The following is a 19,441-nucleotide window of genomic DNA, read 5'->3' on the forward strand; positions in this document are numbered from 1 at the left end:
GCACGAGCGAGTTGCCATTCCTGACCCCGGCTGTGACGCCACGACAGGTACTACCGCGCCTTCACCATCCGGGCGGTGAGGTCGAGGGCGGCGCGGATCGGGTCGTCGGACCAGCGGCTGGCGAACACGTCGTACAGGCACCAGCCGGCGCGGGCCAGAGTGCGTTGCCGTTCCACATGGGCGTCCACCCCGTCCGGGTGAACGCCGCAGATCACCCCGACCGCGTTCGCGTCGGCGCCGACGCAGAGGTCGATCCGCCAGCGGCCGACCGGGTAGCCGGGGCGTACCGGCACGCCGATCCGGTCGAGTTCGACGGCGACGGCGCGGGCCCACGGCTCGGACGCGGGTGCGTCGGGAGCGCTGGACACCGGCGGCTGTGCGGCGTACCGGAGGTAGTCGGCGACGATGCCGTCGGGGGAGCGCAGCGAGGTGACCACCGTGAGCTGCTTCCGGGCCCGGGTGACCATGACGTTGAACAGGTTCGGGTCGGCCAGGAAGCGGTGTCGGCCCGGCGGGTCGTCGTCGACCAGCCCCAGCGAGACGATCACCACGTCCGCCTCGCTGCCCTGGAACGCGTGCACCGTGCCGGAGCGCAGGCCGAGCCGTTCGATCTCGTCGACGTCGTACGCCGAGAGCAACGCCGCCTCCACCGCGTCGGCCTGCGCGCGGAACGGGCTGATCACCGCGATGCCGCCGCCGGGCGGCTGGGTGGCGAGCTTCCCGACCAGGTCGAGTACGGCGTCCACCTCGGCCTGGTTGACGCCGTCCACCACGGCGGCGTCGGTGGTGGTCAGCACGTCGATGGCGTCGACACGTTCGGTGCGGGGGTGCCGGGTGACCAGCTTGAGCCGGTCGCCGTAGAACCGCCGTGCGGAGAATCCGATCAGGTGCGGCGTGGACCGGTAGTGCTCGCCGAGCCAGGTGACCGGTGCGGCACCGGCCGCCAGGTCGAAGGCGCTGGACCGGCGTACGTCGAGCCGGTCGGCGAAGCGGTCCAGCCCGTGCCGGTGCAGGGTGGCGGTCACGTCCTCGTCGGAGACGAAGGAGACGAACCGTAGTTGGCGCGGGTCACCGGCGACCAGGGCGTGCCGGGCCCGGGCCAGCACCGGGGCGGCCCGCAACTGGTCGACGTGCGCCGCCTCGTCCAGCACGACCAGGTCGAACATTCCGGAGACCGGCGGCAGCAGGTCCTCCACGTCGGCCACCGTGCCCACCCAGAGCGGCAACGCCCGCACCAGTGCCTCGGCGTCCAGCCCGGCGAGCATCTCGCGGCGACGGTTGCGACCGGCCCGCAGGGAGGTGCCCAGGGCTCCGGCGGCACGTCGGCCCTCGCCGGTCCACCGTCGCGCACTGGTGACCTGGTGCCGCAGCGCGGTGCCGACCGCCTCGGCGAGCGCGGCGTCCGCCTCGGCCAGCGCCGACCAGGCGGCCGACAGGTCGGTGCCGCCCTCCGCCGGCAGTCGCGCCGCCGCGCGTACCGCCTCGGCGGCCTCCACCGCGGCCCGGAGCCGTTCGGCGGGTAGCTGGGGACCGGCACCGGTCAGGCGCCGGAGCCGTCGGGCGGCTCGGGCCCGGCGCAGCCGGGGCCACCAGCCGGTACCCGCCCGACGCGTGTCGGCCAGGGCCCGCCGGATCGCGGCGAGGTCGGCGTCGGGTGCGAAGACCGCCGGGGCGTCGTGGCCCAACGCCGGCAGCAGGGGCTGCCAGCCGGGCAGGGTGGCGGCGAGTCGTTCCTGCTCCAGCGCCGCGCTGATGCCGGAACGGACGGCGGCCACCCGGTCCCGGGCGGCGGCCACGGCGGCGGCGTCGTCGCGCAACTGGGCGTCGTCCACTCCGGCCGCGATCCCACCGGCGAGGTCGGCGGCGACGGTCTCCCGTCGCTCGGCGTCGCCGAAGAGGACCGGAGGCGGGCCGGGATGCCGACGCAGCAGTTCGCCCAGCACCTCCGCGGCGTGCGCGGACTGCGTCGCCACCAGCACCGAACCGCCCCGGCCCACGGTGTCCAGGGCGGCGGCGACCAGGGCGTGACTCTTGCCGTTGCCGGGCGCACCGGAGACCACCACCACCGCCTCGGTCCGGGTCCGCCGGACCACGTCCCGCTGCGCCTCGTTCAGCGCCAGCGGCGACAGTACGTCGTCCCGGTCCGCCCCGCCGCCGATGCCCTCGTCGGCGCTGCTGCTGGCGCTGTTGCCGCCGGTGCTGCTGTCGGTGCCGGTGCCGGTGCCGTCCGGCGTACCGGCCGGGCCGAGGTAGATCCGGGCCAGGGCGGTCCCGGTCAGTCCGGGGCGGCCCGCCCAGTTCAGCAGGGTGTCCCGCAGCCGGCCGGCGAACACGTCCCGGGTGACGAACAACGCCGCCGAGGCCACACCGGTCAGGGTCGTCTCGTCGACGCGGCGCGGTGGCCTCGGCACGACCCGGTCGACCGTCAGGCCGGCGGCCTGGGCCGCCGTGGTCACCCAGGCGGCCGTGCCGGGCGCGGTCAGCCAGCCGGGGCCGGCGAGCCCCGGCGCGGCCTCCAACCGGGCGGCGAGGTCCCGATCCTCGATCAGCGAGGTCAACTCGAGGTCACCGGCGGGAACCACCCGGTAGGCGCGCCGCCCGCGTTCCAGGCGTACCGGTTGGGCCAGCAGCGGCAGCCGCACCCGACGTCGGACTCCCGCCACGTCGACGCCGCCGACCAGGAACGCCAGGCCCAGCCGGAGGATCCGCTCGTCGCGGTGCAGTGCGTCCAGCGCCGCCAGCCGGTCCAGTCGAGCGGTACGCGGACCCCGGTGCGGCTCCGGCAACCAGATCAGCGGACGCCCGGTCCCGGACACGTCGAACACCCGCTCCGCGCCGGCCGGAGCCAGGTCGGCGAGAGCGGTGAGGATCGTCGCCGCGCGCATCGCCCGCCGATTCTGCCGTACGCCGTCCCGCCCGGCCGCCCGCGTGCCCCGATCCGCCGGGCGTGGCTGGTGGGCCTGGCCTGGTCCGCCGGGCGTGGGTGGTCGGCCTGGCCTGGTCCCCCGGGCGCGGCGGGTCGGCCTGGATGTTCCACCCGGCCCCCTTTGCTCTGCTTCACCCCACGCACTGGTTCCACCCGGAAACCGTTGCGTCGGTTGAAGCAGAGCAAAGGGGCCAGCGAGGGGAGTGGTGGCGGCGATTACCGGCAGCACACCAGCACACCAGCGCGGCAGCGCGGCAGCCGCGTGGCGGCACCGGGTGGAGACGGCGGTGGGCGGGAGCCGTCGACGGCTCCCGCCCACGTGGCGGTCGGTTGTCAGGCGTACGTCTCGAACTCGGCGACCCTCGGCGTACTGCTGGAACTGGTGATCTCGAAGGTGACCTTGCTGAGCGAGGTCGAGGCGAAGCTGATCACACCGGCGGTGGTGCCGGAGGCGAGTACGGCCCCGTTGCCGTGGTTGATGACCCGCCAGCCACGGATGTTGCCCACGGAGCCGGACGCCTCACGGATGTTGATCCGGGAGATCGTCTTGGCGGAATCCCACTTGATCGAGATGGAGCCCGTGGCGCCCGACGGCGACCAGGCGGTGCTCATGTTGCCGTCCCGGACGTCGCCGTAGCTGGTGCCGCTGGCCTTGCTGGAACCGTCGGAGCCGGCGCCGATGCTCAGGTTGGTGCCGCTCGGCGGGTTCGTCGGCCCGGGGGTGGGGCTGGTGGTCGGTCCGGGCGTCGGGCTGGTCGGCCCCGGGGTGGGGCTGGTCGTCGGGTTCGTCGGCGTGCAGTTGCCGTTCGACGTCCGGATGCCCTTGTTGGCGCCGGCCGTGTCCCGCACGATGGTCGGCACGCAGCTCGCCGCGTCCATCCGGTACGAGTAGGGGATGCTGACGCTGGTGTTGGACGTCGGGTTGGGACCGGCCGGGTTGTTGTCGCCGCTCCGGCTGGACCAGGTCACGTTGTCGAAGGTGTTGCCGCTGACCTGCCAGTAGCCGGCCTCGCTCGTGTAGAACGTGCCGAGCACGTCCTTGGCGTTCTGGAAGTAGTTGTTCTCCACCTTGGCCTGCCCGCCGGCCCGCGAGTTGATGCCGGACTCGTTGATCCGCAGGTAGTGGTTGTTGTAGATGTGGGCCACCCCGCCGCGCAGCAGGGGCACCCGCGAGTCGAGGTTCTCGTACAGGTTGTTGTGGAACGTGACGAAGCCGTTCGAGCGGTCGCTCTCGCTGGAGCCGATCAGGCCGCCACGACCCGAGTTGCGCAGGATGCTGTACGACAGCGTCACGTACTGCGTGTCGTTCTTCATGTCGAAGAGGCCGTCGAAGCCCTCCGACTCGCCGCCCGACGCCTCCAGGGTGACGTGGTCGACCCAGACGTTGCGGACGCCGCTCTCCATGCCGATCGCGTCACCGCCGTTGGAGGTGGGCGAGCCGGACTTCTTGACGTTCCGCACCGTCACGTTCTGGATGATGATGTTGCGGGCCTCGCGGATGTGGATGCCGAGCTGGTCGAAGACGGCGCCGTTGCCCACCCCGAGGATGGTGACGTTGCTGATCTGCTTGAGCTCGATCACGTCGGCGGCGGTGTTGCAGCTCGACCCGGACACCTTGGTGGTGTTGCCGTGGTTGATGGTCCCCTCCACCTGGATGGTGATCGGGGTGCTGCTGCTGGCCCGGTTGCAGAGGGCCGCGTGGATCTGGGTGCCGGTGGTGGCGCGTACCGTCTGGCCGCCCGCGCCGCCGGTGGTGCCGCCGTTGCGGGTCGCGAAGCCGGTGGCGCTGCCGACAGCGGCGGACGCCTGGGGGGTCACCAGGGTCACGCAGACCGCGGCGCCCACGGCTGTCGCGGACAGCCCCGCGAGGAGTCGCAGTGCGACTGTTCGTCTCATCCTTGCCTACCTTCCTATCGGTGGTGGTACTGCTACAACCGGGTGTGGTCGCCGGGTCGCCTGAGGGACGGTCAGAGCGGCAGGCGGTCGGCTCCGGCGAGCGGGCCGACGACGAGGGGCACCAGTGGTGCCGGGAGGACCGGTCCGTGCCGCAGCGTCGGCGTCCAGCCGGCGTCGGGCGACAGGTCGGGGTCGTGTGCGACGTTGTACGCGGCCACCAGGTCCACCGGGCGGGGTAGCTTGCCGGCGGCCTGCACCCAGTTGCCCCGGGTGGTGATCGCGGTGCCGCTCCAGTCGTAGAGCAGGTCGGCGGCGGTGATGCCGGCGCCGAGCGTGAAGTGGTTGTTCTCGGCGTACACGGCGGACTGCACGCCGACGCCGATGGCGTACTCGAAACCGTCGCCGGTCAGGCGGTACTGGTTGTTGTAGAGGTCGACCTGCCCGAAGCGGACCCGGGGCAGCCGCTGGAGTGCCTCGTCGAACAGGTTGTGGTGCAGGGTGACGTTGAGTCGGCCGACGTCCGGGCCGACGGTGTTGGAGGAGCCGATCAGCATCAGCTTGTCCCGCCCGTCGAACCGGTTCCAGGAGGCGGTGACCAGGCTCGCCGTGTGCGTGATGTCCAACGCGCCGTCGTGCACCTGGTACGGGCGCCCGAAGTGGATCGGTTGGCCGCTGTCGGGGTTGTCGCCGTCGGTGAACGTGTTGTGGTCGATCCAGACGTTCTCGCTGCGGCGGACCGAGACCAGGTCGTACTGGGAGTTCCAGTTGCCCGTCTCGCCGTCGGTGGGGGACCAGGCGGGGAAGCAGTCCCGGGCGTCGTCGAAGGTGATGTTGCGGACGATGACGTTGGTTGCCCGGTCGATCATCAGGGTGAGGCCGGTCAGCCGTGCCCCGCGCAGCCCGACGATGGTGGTGTTCGGGCCGACGTTGATCTGGGTCTGCCGGGTCTGGTTCGTCACCGACCGGACCCGGGCCTCCTCCACCGGTCCGCTCGGTGCGACCCGGCCCCACGTCGCCGGGTCGTACGCGGCCAGGTAGGCGTCCAGTGAGTACCCGGGGTCGGCCAGGTCGGTGCAGTCGAGCAGTCGCCCGTCGGCGTCCTCGAACCCGTCGATCTCGCCCTTGACGAAGATGATCTTCGGGGTGGTGTTGGTCGCGTTGGTGGCGTTGTTCCCGCCGAGCGCGGCGACCAGGTCCTGGCGACTGTCGACCACGTGGACCTGGTCGGCGGTGGCGGCGGAGCCGCCGGTGGTGCCCGGTCCGGCCGCCGCCCAGCCGTCGTTCGTCGGCAGCGCCTGTCGGCCGATCTGGCGGGCCGGCACGGACAGGGTGTCCGGGCCGCCCGTCGGGCCGGGGTGCGCCGTCGCCGGGGTGGGTGCGGCGGTCAGGGTGAGAATGATCAATGCCGCACCGGCGGCAATTCTGTGCATCAGCTCGTCCCGTTCCCTCGTCGTTGTTTCTCTATGTGACGAAGGTTACGGTTGTGTTTTTATTGTGGTCAATATTAATGATGTGCAGTTTTGTTGCAGAAAATGCTTTCGGCCGGCATCGTCCCGACCTGCCCCGGTCGGGATACCGCTGGTCATCGCGGGGTCCTCAGTCCTGATCGGACCGGCGATGTTGCAGTGGCGTTGCGGTGTCCCCCTATTTTCCTCCGGTCGGATCGGTCCGCCACGGAGCGACCGACCACGGCACGCCCAGCTCGGTCGGCAGTACGCCGCTCTCGGCGGCCCGGCGCAGCACGTCGTTGACGCCCGGTATCCGTAGCACCCGCTGCGGCCCGTCGCCGACCGCCTCGACGAGATCGTCGCCGAGCAGCGTCGGCTCGGGTGCCGCCTGCAACGCGGTCAGCACCGCGGTGAACGGGGCGGTCCGGGCCAGCGGCGCGATCAACGGCACCCGGGGATCGGCCCGGTGGTCGAGCAGGTTCTCCAACAGCCCCCGCCGGCCGGGCACCTCGCGCGCCCGATCCTGGCCGGGCAGCAGCAGCCGGTCCGTCGGGTACTCCAGCACGGCCCGTCCGGCGTCACCGGTGACGATCACCTCGCCGGGCACGAAATCCTCACCGGCCAGCGTCACCGCGGCCACGATCGGCGGGCCGTGCCGCAGGCGTACCCGCAGCACGGCGGTGTCGTCGACCTCGATCGGCCGGACCCGGTAGCGCTCCACCTCGACGGCCACGATCTCCGCCGGCTCACCGGTGACCGCCTCGGCCACCGCCAGGCACTGCATCACCGCGTGCGCCAGCGGGTTGGCCAGCGCGCCGTCGAGCACCGGTCGCCCGTCCAGGCTCCGGCGACCGGCCCATGGCGAGCGGGCGTAGTACGCGTCCGGACGCTGCCAGGCGGCGACCGTGGCGATGCCGGTGACCATACCCAGTCGGCCGGCGCTCACCGCGTCGGTCAGCCCGGTGAGCGCGGCCGACCCGAGCGCCTGGAAACCGACCTGCGCCACCCGGCCGGTGCTGACCAGCGCCCCGGCCAACTCCTCGTGCTCGGCGGTGCAGAGCACCGGCGGTTTCTCCAACAGCAGGTCGGCACCGGCGGCCAGCGCGTCCCGGGCGATCGGCAGGTGGGTGTGGGGCGGGGTGCAGATCACCACCACGTCCGGCCCGACGGCCGAGAGCATGGCGCGGTGGTCGGTGAAGACCCGGGCGCCGGGGGGTACCGGTGCGGCGGGCTCGTCGTCCAGCGGTCGCGTGTCCACCAGCGCGACCAGTCGCAGCCGGCCGGCGTCGTGCAGTGGACCGAGCACCCGACGGTGCCAGCGCCCGTGCCCGTTCGCCCCGACCAGCGCGACCCGTGGCACGGCCGTCGCGGGCGTTGCGGCCGTCGGGGTGTTAGCAGGGGACCCCTGCTCTACCTGAGGCGTTAGGAAGGTGCCCTTCCTTTCACTCATCCGGCACCGGCCAGGGTCGCGGGGACGCCGTGGCGGTGCAGGTCGGTCAGCCAGGCGGTGACGTCGGCGCGGACCTGGGCGTCGGCGGCCACCTCGGGCGGAACGACCTCGTCGAGAGCGAGGACCGCGTCGACGGCCCCGGCCGGGGTCTGCGGTGCGGCGGCCAGGGCGGTGCGGATCCGCTCCGCCAGCGGGTCGTCCAGCGGCAGCGCCCGACCGTCGTCGGCGGTGCCCTGGGCGAACCGGATCCAGGCGGCCACGACCAACGCCGCCCATCGGGCGGAGCGGCCGGACGCGCGCAGGTCGGCGATGGTGTGCAGGATCCGCTGCGGCAGCTTCTGCGAGCCGTCCATCGCCACCTGGAGGGTGCGGTGCCGGATGGCCGGGTTGCCGAAGCGGGCCAGCACCTGCTCGCCGTACTCGACCACGTCGACGCCGTCGGGCGGGGTGAAGCTGGCCGCCACGTCCTCGGCGATCAGCCGCCGCAGCACCGTCGCCAGGTGCGGCAGGACGAGGGCGTCGGCGATCGTCTCGCACCCGGCGAGCGCACCGAGGTACGCGGCGGCCGAGTGCACCCCGTTGAGCCCGCGCAGCTTCAGCCGCTCCCACGGCCCGGCGTCGGCGCAGAGCACCGCACCGGCGCGGTCCCAGGCGGGCCGCCCACCGGGGAAGTCGTCCTCGATCACCCACTGGGTGTACGGCTCGGCCGCCACCGCCGCCAGGTCCTCGACACCGAGCGCCCGGCGGGCCTCGGCGAGGGTCTGTGCGGTGCTGGCCGGCACGATCCGGTCGACCATGGTGCCGGGGAAGCCGACCTGTGCCTGGACCCAGTCCAGCGCGGCCTGTCCGGCGCCCGCGTACACCAGGGCCTGGGTGACCAGGCCGCGCAGCCGGCGGCCGTTGGCGGGCAGGTTGTCGCAGCTGACCAGCGCGATCGGGCCGGCGTCGGCGGCGGCGCGGGCCAGCAGACCGCGCACCAGCAGCCCCGGCACGGTGGCCGGTGGCCGGTCGCTGGTCAGGTCGGCGACCAGCTCCGGATCGGGGCGCAGCGTCCCGGCCGCCGGATCGAGCTGGTACGCCTTCTCGGTCACCGTCAGCGTGACCACCCGGATCGCCGGGTCGGCCAGCAACGCCACGATCGCGCCCGGGTCGGCGGCGGCCAGCCGTACGTCGGCCAGTGCCCCGATGACCCGGGTCTGCTGGTCGTCTGCGGAGAGCGTGCTCACGCTGAACAGGTTGTCCTGCGCGGTCAGTGTCCGCACCAGATCCGCGTTGCGCGGAGCGACACCGACGATGCCCCAGTCACCCCCGGCCGACGCGAGCGCCTGCTCGGTGTAGACGGCCTGGTGGGCGCGGTGGAACGCGCCGAGCCCGAGGTGCACCACGCCGGCCGGCACGGTGCCCGGACGGATCAGGGGACGGGACTGCACCGGTAGTCGGCGCAGGGCGCCCAGATCGAGTCGGGACGCGCCCACGGTCACCGCCACGTCGGGCCGTCCGGGAAGCGGAAGGTGGCGATCGACTCGGGACGCATGGTGGCGCTGTAGCCCGGCTCGGTCGGCAGCAGGTACCGCCCGTCGCGGGTGCGTACCGGGTCGACGAAGTGTTCGTGCAGGTGGTCGACGTACTCCACCATCCGGCCGTCCAGGCTGGTGCCCACCCGCAGGTAGTCGAAGATCGCCAGGTGCTGGACGTACTCGCAGAGCCCGACGCCGCCCGCGTGCGGGCAGATCGGTACGCCGAACTTCGCGGCGAGCAGGATCTCGGCGAGCACCTCGTTGACCCCGGCCACCCGGCAGGCGTCGATCTGCATCACGCCGATCGCCTCGGCCTGCAACAACTGCTTGAAGATGACCTTGTTGGCGGCCACCTCGCCGGTGGCGACCCGGCATCGGCCGCCGGTCAGCTCGGTCATCGCGCGGGCGATGCGGGCGTGCCCCAGGACGTCGTCGGCGTGCGTCGGCTCCTCGATCCAGTACGGGTCGACCTCGGCCAGCGCCGTCATGTTGGTGATCGCCTCGTCGACGTCCCACACCTGGTTGGCGTCCATCATCAGCAGCGCGTCCGGGCCGATCTCGGCCCGGATGATCCGGGCCCGCCGCAGGTCGTCCTCGGGCGGGCCGCCGACCTTCATCTTCATCGCCCGCCACCCCTGCGCGTACGCGTCCCGGGTCAACGCCCGGACCTTGTCGTCCGGGTAACCCAGCCAGCCCACCGACGTGGTGTACGAGGGGAAGCCGTCCCGCTCCAGCAGGGCCAGCCGGTCGCCGAGGCCGTCACGCCCCTTGTCGAGGATGGCGGCGGCGTCGTCCGGGGTGAGCGCGTCGGTGATGTGCCGGAAGTCGACGTTGGCCACCAGTTCCTCGGTGGACAGCTCGGCCAGGTAGCGCCACATCGGCTTGCCGGCGAGCTTGGCGCGCAGGTCCCACACGGCGTTGACCAGCGCGCCGGTGGCCATGTGGATGACCCCCTTCTCCGGGCCGAGCCAGCGCAACTGCACGTCGGCGACGAGCGAGCGCCAGAACGCCACCGGCTCGGCGGTGATCTCCTCCACCGTGCGTCCCCGCACGTGGTGGGCGAGGGCCCGCACGGCGGCGCAGGTGATCTCGTTGCCGCGACCGTTGGTGAAGGTGAACCCGGCGCCGGTCGGACCGTCGTCGGTGTGCAGCTCCACGTAGGTGGCCGAGTAGTCACCCCGGTTGATCGCGTCGGAGCCGTCGCCGCTGGCGGCGGTCGGGAACCGCACGTCGTGCACGGTCACGTCGGTGATGGTCGTCATGCTTGCTTCTCTCCGAACTTGAAGACCTGCTTCGGCAGCCGGTACGCCAGGTCGACGATGGTCTCGGCGGCCTCGTCCATGGGCAGCCGGTGCTCGGCGACCAGCCGGGCCAGGAAACCGGCGTCGATGCGGCGGGCCACGTCGTGGCGTACCGGAATGGAACAGAACGCGCGGGTGTCGTCGACGAACCCGGCGGTGTTGTAGAAGCCGGCCGTCTCGGTGACCGTCTCGCGGAACCGGCGCAGCACCTCGGGGGAGTCCAGGAACCACCAGGGCGCGCCGAGCACCAGGGCGGCGTACCCGCCGGCCAGCGGTGCCAGTTCCCGGGTGAAGGTGTCCTCGTCGAGCGTGTAGAGCACCACCCGCAGCCGGGGGTCGTTGCCGTACGCGTCCAGCAGCGGAGCCAGCGCGTGCACGAACTCGGTGACCTGCGGGACGTCACCGCCCACGTCGCGCCCGTGCCGGGCGTGCAGCCACCGGTTGTGGTTGCGCACCGCCCCCGGGTGCAACTGCATGACCAGCCCGTCGTCCAGCGACATCCGGGCGAACTCCAGCAGCATGTGGGCCTGGAACGCCTCGGTGTCGCCCGGTTCGGCCCGGCCCCGGCGGGCCCGGTCGAACAGCGCCGCCGCGTCCGCGCCGAGGTCCAGGGTGCGGGCGGTGAGGTGCCCGTGGTCCGACGAGGTGGCACCGGCGGCGATGAACGCCTCCCGGCGGGCGCGCAGCGCGGCCAGATAGCCCTGGTACGTGCCGGTGTCCTCGCCGGTGATCTCGCCGAGCCGGTCGACGTTGGCCGACCAGTCCTCGAACTCCAGGTCCACCACGTTGTCCGGCCGGAAGGTGGTGACCACCCGGCCGCCCGGACCTCCCCACCCGTCGGCGGCGAGCTTGGCGTGCCGACCAAGGTCGTCCAGGGGCGACTCGGTGGTGGCCAGCACCTCGATGTTGAACCGCTCGAACAGTGCCCGGGGCCGGAAGTCCGGCTCGGCGAGGCGGGCGGCGAGGGCGTCGTACACGTCGTCGGCGGTCTGCGGCGACAGCCGGGTGTCCAGGCCGAAGACCTCGGTGAGGGTCTGCTCCAGCCAGAGCCGGGACGGGGTGCCCCGGAACAGGTGCCAGTGCTCGGCGAAGCGCCGCCAGATCCGCCGCCCGTCGGTCTCCACCGGGCTGCCGTCACGGGTGGGCACGCCCAGCTCGGCCGGGAGCACCCCCTGGCTGAACAGCATCCGGGTCAGGTAGTGGTCGGGCACGATGAGCAGCCGGGACGGGTCGGGGAACGGCTGGTCGTCGGCGAGCAGCCCCGGGTCGACGTGCCCGTGCGGCGAGATGATGGGCAGCCGCGCCACCAGCGCGTACAGCTCGCGGGCCAGGGCACGTTGGCCGGGCTCGGCGGGTAACAGCAGGTCGGGACGGGTCGAGGTGGGCACGGGGTTCGGCTCCTGGGGTCGAGGTCAGTCGAGGGTGAGCAGGTCGGCGACCCGCACGGGGGCGCCGGTGTCGAAGGACCGGTTGGCGGCCAGACCGGTGAGCAGGGCCAGCGCGCCGTCGCGGGCGCTGGCCGCGCGATCCAGCGGATCGGGTACGCCGCCGAAGAGCACCTGGGTCATCCGGGCGTCCGCACCGCCGTGGCCGTGCCGGGTGTACCCGTCGACCTCGATGCGTCGGGGCGGGGACCAGAAGGGGCGCAGGGTCAGCGTGGCCTGACCGCCCTCGGCGGCGGCCTCGGTGCCGTGCAGGGCGGCACCCTTGAGCGCACCGGCGGCGGCCGGGCTGACGAACTCGCTCTCGGTGACCTCCAGTTCCAGCCGGCCCCGGCTGCCGTTGACCATCACCCGGTAGCCCTCCCACGGTGCGTACGCGGTGAGGTGGTAGGTCATCGTCGCGCCGCTGGAGTAGGTGGCCAGCACCGCCATGTCGTCCTCGATGGTCACGCCGGGGGCGAAGACGTTGCGGTCGCGGTGGTAGCCGTCGGCGGCCTCGGCGTCGAGGTACAGCTCGCGCAGCCGGGGGTGCTCGGCCAGGCGCAGCGCGAACGGGTCGTCGGCGGCGGCGGGGGCGGCGTGCGCCCGGTCGTAGTCGCGGGCGTAGCCGTGCCGGCGGCCGTCGTCGCCGTAGAAGAACAGTCGGCCGGCGGCGTACACCTGCACCGGGGTGGCGTCGAGCCACCAGTTGACCAGGTCGAAGTGGTGGCTGGCCTTGTGCACCATCAGCCCGCCGGAGCTGGCCTTGTCGCGGTGCCAGCGTCGGAAGTAGTCGGCGCCGTGGCGAACGTCGAGCAGCCACTCGAAGTGCACCGAGCCGATCTCGCCGACCGCGCCCTCGGCGAGCAGCCGTCGCATCTGTTCGTGCAAGGGGTTGTAGCGGTAGTTGAACGCCACCGTCACCCGTCGCCCGGTGCGGCGTACCGCGTCGAGGATGCGGTGGCAGCGGGCCGCGTCGGTGGTCATCGGTTTCTCGGTGACCACGTCACAGCCGGCGTCCAGCGCGGCCACCACGTACGTGTCGTGGGTGACGTCGACCGAGGTCACCAGCACCACGTCGACACGTTCCTCGGCCAGCATGGTGGTGAAGTCGTCGGCGTGGTACGTCGGCAGCCGAGCGTGGCCCAGCTCGCCGAGCCATCGGTTGTGGGCGTCCATCCGGGCCTGGTTGACGTCGGCGAACGCGACCAGTTCGGCGGTGTCCGCGTGGTCGCGGACCAGGGCCCGGACGAACATCTCGGCGCGGGCGCCGGTGCCGACGACGGCGTACCGGGCACGCTTGCCGGGTTGCGGTGACACAGACCGATCCTCCTCGATCTTTATGCAAACCTTTGCAGTGAAGTAACCACGATCGATTGGTCAGAGTCAACGAGCGGCCGAGAATCGGCGTCGTTTGACCCTATTCATGGGGTTTGGAGTGCATGGCGAGAGCCCGTCCGAAACAGAGCTGTAATCAAGTGCCGTTGACAGTGGAGCAACCGTTTGCATTAATTGGCGACACCCGTGACCGCCGACACACATCGATGAAGGGGGCCTGAGTGCCAGTCACCATCCGGGACGTCGCACGGGCCTCCGGCGTGCACATCTCCACCGTCTCCCGCACCTTCTCCGCGCCCCACCTGGTCAACCCGGAGACCCGGGTGCGGGTGCTGGCCTGCGCCGAGGACCTGGGCTACCGGCCGAACCGGGCCGCCCGGGCCCTCATCACCGGCCGGACGCACAACATCGGCCTGATCATCGCCGACATCGCCAACCCGTTCTTCCCGCCGCTGATCAAGGCGGCGGAGAGCCAGGCCCGCCACCGCGACTACCACGTCTTCGTCGCCGACACGAACGAGGACGCGGCCGCGGAGGAGGAACTGGTGCACGCCCTGGCCAAGCAGGTCGACGGCGTGCTGCTGTGCAGCCCCCGGATGAGCAACAGCCTGATCGAGCAGCTCAGCCGCGAGGTGCCGCTGGTCGTGGTCAACCGCCAACTGGCGGGTCTGCCCTGCGTCCTGATGGACGTCGGGCAGGGCGCACGGACCGCCATCGAGCACCTCGTGGGCCTCGGTCACCGGCAGATCGCCCTGCTCGGTGGACCGCGCGGCTCATGGACCAGCCGGGAGATCCGTCGCGCCGCCAGCGCGGCGGCCCGGACCGCCGGCGCGGAACTGACCGTGCTCGGCCCTAACCCGCCCACCGAACACGGCGGCCTCGCCCAGGCGGAGCCGGTCCGCCGGGCCGGCGTCACCGCCGTGCTCGCCTACAACGACCTGATCGCGATCGGGCTCCTGGAGGGGCTCGACGCACTCGGGGTCGGGGTGCCGCAGGAGATCAGTGTCGTCGGGGTCGACGACATCAGCCTGAGCCGGCTCACCCGCCCCAAACTGACGACGGTGGCCACGCCGACCGCGGCCGCCGGCCGGACGGCAGTCGACATGTTGCTGCAACAGGACACCGATCTCCCGCGTACCAGCCGGGGCAGCGGTGCCGGGGCGACAGTCGGCGTCCGTCGTACCACCGCACAGGTAATGCTCCAGACCGAGTTGGTCATCCGCGACTCCACCGGGCCGGGACCACACGCCGGCCGGGAACGTCCTGGCGCCACTGCCGTAGGCCCGGGCCCGCATCGCCGTGCGGACCCGGGCAGCCCGATCGTGGCCGCCGGTGACGTCGTCGCCTCCTAACGCCAAGGAGTGAGCGCACATGCACCCCGCAACGCACCCCACCGCGAACGCGTCCGACGGGCGCACCTACCGTACCCCTCTGCTCCGCCGACGGTTGCTGCGCGGCATGCTCGCCGCGGTCGTGGCCCTGCCGCTGGTCGGCGCGGCCGCCGCCTGCGGCGGTGACGACGCCGGCTCCGACGGCAAGGTCAAGCTCTCCATCTTCTGGTGGGGCGGCGACGCCCGGGCCCAGCTCACCGAGCAGGCCCTCGACCTCTACACCACGAAGAACCCGGACGTCACGTTCGAGAAGGTCTGGCAGGCCAACCAGGGCTACTTCGACAAGCTGGCCACGCTCACCGCCGGTGGCAACCCGCCGGACATCTTCCAGATCGACGACAACTTCCTCGCCGAGTACGCCGCCCGCAACGCCACCCTGGACCTGAAGAAGTACGCGGACTCCGGCGACCTGGACACCAGCAAGTTCCCGCCCAGCCTGCTCCAGTACGGCGAGGTCGACGGCAAGCTCGCCGGCCTGGCCGCCGGGGAGAACACCCAGGGACTGGTCTACAACAAGACGCTGCTGACCAAGAACGGGCTGCCCGAGCCGACCACCGGGATGAGCTGGGAGGAGCACATCGCCTGGGCCGAGCAGGTCAGCAAGAAGGCCGGTGTCCCCGGCACCCAGGACCCGAGCGCCGACTACAAGGCGTTCTGGGTCTGGCTGCGTCAGCAGGGCAAGGACCTCTACGCCGGCACCGACCTGGGCTTCACCGCCGAGGACGTGACCAGGTGGTTCGAGCTGTGGAAGGGCGCGCGGGACCGGGGCGCCACCCCGACCCCGGACATCATCCACGAGGGCAACGCCACCGACATCACCAAGCAGCTCGTGGTGACCGGCAAGTCGGGCACCTCCTGGGTCTGGGTCAACCAGATGCCGGAGCTGAAGAAGAACACCGCCGACGAGCTGGGCGTCGTCGCGTACCCGGGTGACCCGAGCGCCCAGTGGGCCCGCGCCTCGATGTACTGGTCGGTCTTCCGGGGCAGCAAGAACGCCGACGTCGCGGTGGACGTGATCAACTTCCTGGCCAACGACCCGGAGGCGGTCAAGCTGCTCGGCACCGACCGAGGTCTGCCCTCCAACATGGACCTGCGCCGCGTGGTCAGTGACGACACCACCGACCCGGCGATGAAGCAGTCCATCGAGGTCGAGAACACCCTGGCCGAGACGTTCGGCGAGGCGCCGCAGGTGCCGATCAAGGGCCACAGCAAGGTCCGCGCCGAACTGATCAAGGCCGCCGAGAACGCCCAGTACGGGCGGGCCACCCCCGCCGAGGCCGCGGCGCAGTTCGTCGAGGCCAGCAAGGCAGCGATCGCCTCCTGACGCCGCCGCGAAACCCGGAGAGGAGCAGTTCGTGGCCCTGACCACGGCGCCCGACCCGACCCGCCGCGGCACCGGATCCGTCCGGCCCGACGCCACCCGGCGCGGGACCGGACGGATCCGGCACGGGGAAGGTCTGGCCGGTTACGTCTTCCTGTCGCCCTGGCTCATCGGTCTGATGGCCATCACCGCGATGCCCATGCTGTTGTCGCTCTACCTCAGCTTCACCAACTACGACATCCTCACCCCCTGGTCCGAGGTGGAGTGGGTCGGGCTGGCCAACTACGAACGGATGTTCACCAGCGATCCGTCGTGGTGGCACTCGGTCCGGGTCACGCTCAGCTTCGCGCTCATCGCCGTACCGCTGAAACTGGCCGCCGCCCTCGGCGTGGCGCTGCTGCTCAACCGGGCCTGGCGCGGGGTCGGACTGTTCCGGGGCCTGTTCTATCTGCCGTCGCTGCTCGGCGGCAGCGTGGCGCTGGCCATCGTCTGGGTGAACATGTTCAATCGGGAGGGGGCGTTCAACTCCTTCCTGGCGCTGTTCGGCATCGAGGGCAAGCCCTGGGTCAACGACCCGGACTGGGCCCTGGAGACCCTGATGGTGCTGGCCATCTGGCAGTTCGGCGCACCGATGGTGATCTTCCTGGCCGGGCTCAAGCAGGTGCCGACCGAGCTGTACGAGGCCGCGTCGGTGGACGGTGCCGGCGCGTTCCGGAAGTTCGTCAACGTGACGCTGCCGATGCTCTCCCCGGTGATCTTCTTCAACCTGGTGCTGGAGACCATCAACGGGTTCCAGGGCTTCACCGCCGCGTTCGTGCTCAGCAACGGCACCGGCGGCCCGGTCGACTCGACCCTGATGTACACGCTGAACCTCTACATCACCGGCTTCACCGACCTGGAGATGGGCTACGCCTCCGCGATGGCCTGGGTGTTCCTGATCGCCATCGCCCTCATCACGGTCGTCTTCTTCAGCACCGGCCGGTTCTGGGTGCACTACTCCGACGGGGAGGACCGCTGATGGTGGCGAGCACCGTGGCGCCACCCGTGGCGACCCGCCCGCAACGCCCGCGCAGCCGCTCCTGGCTGCGGCTGATCGTGCTGCTGGCCATCGTCGCGGTGGTGCTCTACCCGCTGATCTGGATGATCGGCACGTCGTTCAAGTCGCAGCAGGAGATCGTCAACAACATCGGGCTGCTGCCGGAGACGTTCACCCCGGGCAACTACACCAACGGGTGGACCAACTTCGACGTCGGCTTCGGCCGGTTCTTCTTCAACAGCGCCATGGTCAGCCTGCTGACCGTGGTCGGCAACGGGGTGAGCTGCCTGCTGGCCGCGTACGCCTTCGCCCGGCTGAAGTTCCGGCTGCGCGGGATGTGGTTCGCCGTCATGATCGGCACCCTGCTGCTGCCGGGGCACGTGCTGATCGTGCCGCAGTACATCCTGTTCCGCAGCCTCGGCCTGGTCGGCGGCGACTGGCCGTACCTACCCCTGCTGATCCCGCAGTTCCTGGCCACCGAGGCGTTCTTCGTCTTCCTGATGGTGCAGTTCATGCGGAGCATCCCGCGCGAACTGGACGAGGCCGCCCGGATCGACGGCGCCAACGCGTTCGGCATCTTCCGGCACGTCATCCTGCCGCTGAGCCGGCCCGCGCTGGTCACCACCGCGATCTTCTCGTTCATCTGGACCTGGAACGACTTCTTCCGGCAACTGGTCTTCCTGTCCAGCCTGAGCGACTACACGGTGCCGGTGGCGCTGACCCTGTTCATCGACTCGACCAGCCAGAGCGCGGTGGGGCCGATGTTCGCCATGTCGGTGCTGTCCCTGCTGCCGGTCTTCGTGTTCTTCGTGGCCTTCCAACGGATGCTCGTCGAGGGGATCAACACCAGTGGACTCAAGGGCTGACGACGACCATCGGCGCCCGCCGCGCCGTGACTGGCGGGACACCGTCCGCGACGCCGCCGACCTGGCGCTGGTCGGCATCCTGACGGTGCTCACCGCGCTGCCGGTGCTGACCGCCGGCGCCTCGGTCGGCACCGCCAGCGCCGCCGTGCACGACTGGCTCGCCACCGGCAGTTGGCCGACGGCCCGGCAGACGCTGTCCCGGTTCGGCCGGGGCCTGCTGCCGGGCCTGCCGGTGGCGCTCCTCGGGCTCGTCGCCGTGGGCCTGCTCGCCGCCGACCTGGTGGCGCTGGCCACCGGCCGGGTGCCCGGCGGGGCGCTGGCGTTGAGCGTCACCACCGTCGTCGCGGCGGGCCTGCTCGGGTACACCGCCGCGGTCGTGGTCGAGGTGGGCCGCACCGGCGGCACCGGCTGGCGGTCGGCCGCCAGCCGGGCCGCCCGGGCCTGCCTCGACCACCCCGCGCACTGGGCCGCGCTGGCCGGCACCAGCGTGGTCGCCGCGCTGCTCGGCGTGCTGGTCACCCCGGTCGCGGTGCCGATCCTCGCCGGGTACGCGCTGGCCGCCGTGCACGCCGTGGCCCGCCGCCGGTCGGTCGTCGAGGCGGAGCTGTCGTGACCACCGCCGACCCGGTCGCCGGTACGCCCACCGCCGACGACGATCCGCACCTGGTCGTCGCCGGCACACCGGTCGCCCGGTACGTGCTCGCGCCCGACCTCGACGTCACCCACGGCCCCCGGCCCTACCTGCACCCGGTACGCACCCTGGCCGGCACCCCGGTCACCGACGCGCTCCCGGCCGACCACGTCTGGCACCTCGGCGCCTCGCTGGCCGTGCAGGACGTCGACGGCACCAACCTCTGGGGTGGACGCACCTACGTCCGCGACGTCGGCTACACCTGGCGGGGCGACCACGGCCGGATCGTGCACGCCGGCTGGGAACACCGGGCGGACGACCGCCTCGACCATCGGCTGCACTGGGGTGACCCGTCCGGTGCGGTGCTGCTCACCGAGCGGCGTACCCTCACCGCCTTGGCGCTGCCCGCCCCCGCGGACGGGATGTCCGACACGGGCCCCGAGGGTGCCTGGCGGCTGGAGGTGACCAGCACCCTCACCGCCCCCGCCGACCGGGACGTGACACTGGGCAGCCCGGCGACCAACGGCCGCCCCGGCGGGGCCGGCTACGGCGGCTTCTTCTGGCGTGCCGTGGCGGACGGGCAGCCCGAGGTCTTCAGCGACTCGTCGACCGGCGAGGAACAGGTCAACGGCGGCGACGAACCGTGGGTGGCGATGCGGGCTCGGGCGCCGGGCGGGGCGGCGTACACCCTGGTCTTCAGCGGCCTCGGGCCCGGCGACCGGTGGTTCGTGCGGACCTCGATGTACCCGGGGGTCTGCGTGGCGTTCGCGTTCGAGGAGACCGTGACGATCCCGGCCGGCTCCAGCCGGCACGGCCGCTATCGGGTCGTCGTCGCCGACGGTGCGCTGGATCGCGCCACCGCTGCCGCGCTGGTCGGCGGCGCGTCCTAGGGACGCCCG

General features: G+C 72.0%; 14 protein-coding genes. 6 read left to right on the plus strand and 8 right to left on the minus strand.

Translation table 11 applies throughout. The annotated features are described in order from the left end of the window. Positions 1–50: 50 nt before the first annotated feature. The 8 genes from ABZ738_RS24900 to ABZ738_RS24935 form a co-directional block, all read right to left on the minus strand. The gene (locus tag ABZ738_RS24900; protein ID WP_357216878.1) at positions 51–2,885 is read right to left on the minus strand and encodes an AAA domain-containing protein; all 2,835 of its coding nucleotides are present in this window, start codon (positions 2,883–2,885) and stop codon (positions 51–53) included. A gap of 374 nt (positions 2,886–3,259) precedes the next feature. Further along, positions 3,260–4,822, minus strand: a complete 1,563-nt coding sequence (locus ABZ738_RS24905) for a pectate lyase (protein WP_131057113.1) — start codon at positions 4,820–4,822, stop codon at positions 3,260–3,262. A 71-nt stretch (positions 4,823–4,893) separates the two neighbouring features. Beyond that, entirely contained in the window at positions 4,894–6,255 is a 1,362-nt protein-coding gene (locus ABZ738_RS24910; RefSeq protein WP_357216993.1) for a pectate lyase, read from the minus strand. Between the two features lie 211 nt (positions 6,256–6,466). After that, a complete protein-coding gene (locus ABZ738_RS24915; protein ID WP_357216882.1) occupies positions 6,467–7,630 on the minus strand; it encodes a Gfo/Idh/MocA family oxidoreductase in 1,164 nt (387 codons plus the stop codon). 86 nt (positions 7,631–7,716) lie between these two features. Next, positions 7,717–9,207, minus strand: a complete 1,491-nt coding sequence (locus ABZ738_RS24920) for a mannitol dehydrogenase family protein (RefSeq protein WP_357216885.1) — start codon at positions 9,205–9,207, stop codon at positions 7,717–7,719. Further along, on the minus strand, positions 9,198–10,499 hold the full coding sequence (locus ABZ738_RS24925) for an enolase C-terminal domain-like protein (RefSeq protein ID WP_131056985.1): 1,302 nt from the start codon (positions 10,497–10,499) through the stop codon (positions 9,198–9,200). Before ABZ738_RS24925 ends, ABZ738_RS24920 begins: the two co-directional genes overlap by 10 nt. Then, positions 10,496–11,926 carry a glucuronate isomerase gene (gene uxaC / locus ABZ738_RS24930; RefSeq protein ID WP_131056983.1) on the minus strand — a complete coding sequence of 477 codons (1,431 nt, stop codon included), beginning with the start codon at positions 11,924–11,926 and terminating at the stop codon, positions 10,496–10,498. The genes ABZ738_RS24925 and uxaC overlap by 4 nt, the downstream gene beginning before the upstream one ends. Positions 11,927–11,950: 24 nt before the next feature. Further along, complete coding sequence (locus ABZ738_RS24935) at positions 11,951–13,279, minus strand: Gfo/Idh/MocA family oxidoreductase (RefSeq protein WP_357216890.1); 1,329 nt, start codon at positions 13,277–13,279, stop codon at positions 11,951–11,953. A 239-nt stretch (positions 13,280–13,518) separates the two neighbouring features. Here ABZ738_RS24935 and ABZ738_RS24940 point away from each other — a divergent pair, with 239 nt between their 5' ends. From ABZ738_RS24940 to ABZ738_RS24965, 6 genes are read left to right on the plus strand one after another with little or no spacing between them, the layout of a single operon-like run. Continuing rightward, a complete protein-coding gene (locus tag ABZ738_RS24940; RefSeq protein ID WP_357216893.1) occupies positions 13,519–14,649 on the plus strand; it encodes a LacI family DNA-binding transcriptional regulator in 1,131 nt (376 codons plus the stop codon). A gap of 19 nt (positions 14,650–14,668) precedes the next feature. After that, entirely contained in the window at positions 14,669–16,012 is a 1,344-nt protein-coding gene (locus ABZ738_RS24945) for an extracellular solute-binding protein (RefSeq protein ID WP_357216896.1), read from the plus strand. 31 nt (positions 16,013–16,043) lie between these two features. Continuing rightward, positions 16,044–17,027, plus strand: a complete 984-nt coding sequence (locus ABZ738_RS24950; RefSeq protein WP_131056866.1) for a sugar ABC transporter permease — start codon at positions 16,044–16,046, stop codon at positions 17,025–17,027. After that, on the plus strand, positions 17,027–17,911 hold the full coding sequence (locus ABZ738_RS24955; protein WP_176094442.1) for a carbohydrate ABC transporter permease: 885 nt from the start codon (positions 17,027–17,029) through the stop codon (positions 17,909–17,911). Before ABZ738_RS24950 ends, ABZ738_RS24955 begins: the two co-directional genes overlap by 1 nt. Then, complete coding sequence (locus tag ABZ738_RS24960; RefSeq protein WP_357216900.1) at positions 17,895–18,524, plus strand: hypothetical protein; 630 nt, start codon at positions 17,895–17,897, stop codon at positions 18,522–18,524. The genes ABZ738_RS24955 and ABZ738_RS24960 overlap by 17 nt, the downstream gene beginning before the upstream one ends. Further along, positions 18,521–19,432 carry a PmoA family protein gene (locus ABZ738_RS24965; protein ID WP_357216903.1) on the plus strand — a complete coding sequence of 304 codons (912 nt, stop codon included), beginning with the start codon at positions 18,521–18,523 and terminating at the stop codon, positions 19,430–19,432. Before ABZ738_RS24960 ends, ABZ738_RS24965 begins: the two co-directional genes overlap by 4 nt. The last annotated feature ends 9 nt before the right edge of the window (positions 19,433–19,441 follow it).

It is taken from the genome of Micromonospora sp. NPDC047793, from assembly GCF_040642635.1.
GTDB lineage: Bacteria > Actinomycetota > Actinomycetes > Mycobacteriales > Micromonosporaceae > Micromonospora.